Source organism: Kitasatospora sp. NPDC059812, assembly GCF_042732075.1.
Classification (GTDB): domain Bacteria; phylum Actinomycetota; class Actinomycetes; order Streptomycetales; family Streptomycetaceae; genus Kitasatospora.
In genome coordinates, this window is sequence record NZ_JBHWIO010000175.1 from 1 (window position 1) to 2,546 (window position 2,546).

Genomic DNA, 2,546 nt, shown 5'->3' on the forward strand with positions numbered 1-2,546 from the left:
CCGTCCTGGTCACCTCCTCCGGCGAGGGCAAGGAGATCGCCGCCCGCGTCGCACTGCGCCTGGGCTCCGGCATCATCACCGACGCCATCGACCTGCGTGCGGGCGACGGTGGTCCGGTCGCCACCCAGTCGGTGTTCGCCGCCTCGTACACCGTCGACTCGCGCGTCAGCAACGGCGTGCCGGTGATCACGGTCAAGCCGAACGCGGTGGCCCCCGAGGCCGTTGCGGGCGCGGGTGCGGTGGAGAACGTGGCGGTGGAGTTCACCGGGAACGCGGCCAAGGTCACCTCGCGCACCCCGCGGGTCTCGACCGGCCGTCCGGAGCTGACCGAGGCCGCGATCGTGGTCTCGGGCGGCCGTGGCGTCGGCGAGGCGGCCGGTTTCGGCGTCGTCGAGGAGCTCGCGGACGTGCTGGGCGCGGCCGTCGGTGCCTCGCGTGCCGCCGTCGACGCGGGCTGGTACCCGCACAGCAACCAGGTCGGCCAGACCGGCAAGCAGGTCTCGCCGCAGCTGTACGTGGCGAACGGCATCTCGGGCGCCATCCAGCACCGGGCGGGCATGCAGACCTCGAAGACCATCGTCGCGGTCAACAAGGACCCGGAGGCCCCGATCTTCGAGCTGGCGGACTACGGCGTGGTCGGCGACCTGTTCGCCGTGCTGCCGCAGCTGACCGCCGAGGTGAAGTCCCGCAAGGGCTGATCCCCGCGCACCACATGGCGGAGGGCGTGGCACCGAGTACCCGGCGCCACGCCCTCCGGCGTTTCCGGCACAGGCAGGCCCAGGCCGGTACAGGCCAGGCGCGCGGCGGCCAGTGACCGCCGCGGACGGACGCTCCGGGTGCGGCCCGTAGAGTCGGCGCGACAGCGTGAGACGAGGGCGAGGACGGAAGCATGGCACTGCTGACCGCACTTCAGGGCGACTACGGGGACACGGCGGACGCGCTGCGGATCGACGGGCGGGCGCTGTCCCGCGAGGAGCTGCTGGGCGCGGCGACCGCCGTCGCCGACCGGGTGGCCGGTGCGCCCGCGCTCGCCGTGCTCGCCCGGCCCGCCGTCGAGACGGTCGTCGCCGTGGTCGGCGGCCTGCTGGCGGGCGTGCCCGTGGTGCCGCTGCCGCCCGACTCCGGGCCCAAGGAGCGCGAGCACATCCTGCGTGACTCGGGTGCGGTGCTGCTCGCGCACGCCGTGGGTGACGTCGTACCGGGTGAGGTGGAGGGGCTGCCGGTCGACCCGACGGAACGCGCCGCCACCACGTTCGCCGAGCCCGCGCCGGACGCCACCGGCTTCGTCCTCTACACCTCCGGCACCACCGGGGCGCCCAAGGGAGCCGTGATCCGGCGCCAGGCGGTCGCCGCCGACCTGGACGCGCTCGCCGCGGCCTGGCAGTGGACCGCCGAGGACACCCTCGTCCACGGCCTGCCGCTGTTCCACGTCCACGGACTGATCCTCGGCGTCCTCGGCGCCCTGCGGACCGGCAGCCGGCTCGTGCACACCGGGCGGCCCACCCCGGAGGGGTACGCGGCCGCGGGCGGCAGCCTGTACTTCGGGGTGCCGACCGTCTGGTCCCGGGTGGCGGCCGACCCCGGGGCGGCGGGTCGGCTGGCCTCGGCCCGGCTGCTGGTCTCCGGCAGCGCGCCGCTGCCGGTACCGGTGTTCGAGAAGCTGGCCGCGCTCACCGGGCACGCCCCGATCGAGCGCTACGGGATGACCGAGTCGCTGATCACCGTCAGCACCCGGGCGGACGGCGAGCGCCGGCCCGGCAGCGTCGGCCTGCCGCTGGACGGGGTGCGCACCCGGCTGGTCGGCGAGGACGGTGCGCCGGTGCCCTCCGACGGGGAGAGCGTCGGAGAGTTGCAGGTCGCCGGGCCGACCCTGTTCAGCGGGTACCTCAACCGGCCCGACGCGGATGCCGAGGCCTGGACGGCGGACGGCTGGTTCCGCACCGGGGACGTCGCCGTGATCGGTGAGGACGGCTTCCACCGGATCGTCGGTCGCGCCTCCGTCGACCTGATCAAGAGCGGCGGCTACCGGATCGGCGCCGGCGAGGTGGAGGCCGCGCTGCGCGACCACCCGGCGGTCGCCGACGCGGCGGTGGTCGGTGCGCCGGACGAGGACCTCGGGCAGGCCATCGTCGCGTACGTCATCCCCGACGGCGCCGTGACGGGGGAACAGCTGACGGCCTTCGTGGCGGAGCGGCTGTCCGCGCACAAGCGGCCGCGCCGGGTCGTGCTGGTGCCCGAACTGCCCCGGAACGCGCTGGGAAAGGTGCTGAAGAAGCAGCTGCTGGCGGAGGCCGACCAGCAGGGGTGAGGGGGCGTCGGGCCGCGGCCCGATGACTGGCCTTCACCCTGATGCCCCGTCGGTGCTCACCGGCCGTGAACCCTTCCATTGGCTCACTCCACTGCGCGCCGTGAGCGGACGCGTGCCTACCGTGACACGCAGGCAGAACTGAATCCCCGCCCGGGGGGGCCCCGCGCCCCCGCCCCCCCACCCGGGGCCGGGGCGGGCCGGGGGGGGGGGGCCCGCCCGGAGCGGCCGGGCACCCCGG

At 75.5% G+C, this 2,546-nt stretch carries 2 protein-coding genes; both read left to right on the forward strand.

What is annotated here, in order from left to right; genetic code table 11:
* On the forward strand, positions 1–698 hold a 698-nt coding region (locus tag ACFV6D_RS38735), incomplete at its 5' end, for an electron transfer flavoprotein subunit alpha/FixB family protein (protein WP_380563429.1).
* Positions 699–889: 191 nt separating this feature from the next.
* On the forward strand, positions 890–2,308 hold the full coding sequence (locus ACFV6D_RS38740) for an acyl-CoA synthetase (protein WP_380563431.1): 1,419 nt from the start codon (positions 890–892) through the stop codon (positions 2,306–2,308).
* Positions 2,309–2,546 lie beyond the last annotated feature (238 nt).

Excerpts from the sequence above, each read along its gene's own strand:
- ACFV6D_RS38740 (WP_380563431.1), top strand. The coding sequence starts at position 890 with ATGGCACTGCTGACCGCACTTCAGGGCGACTACGGGGACACGGCGGAC.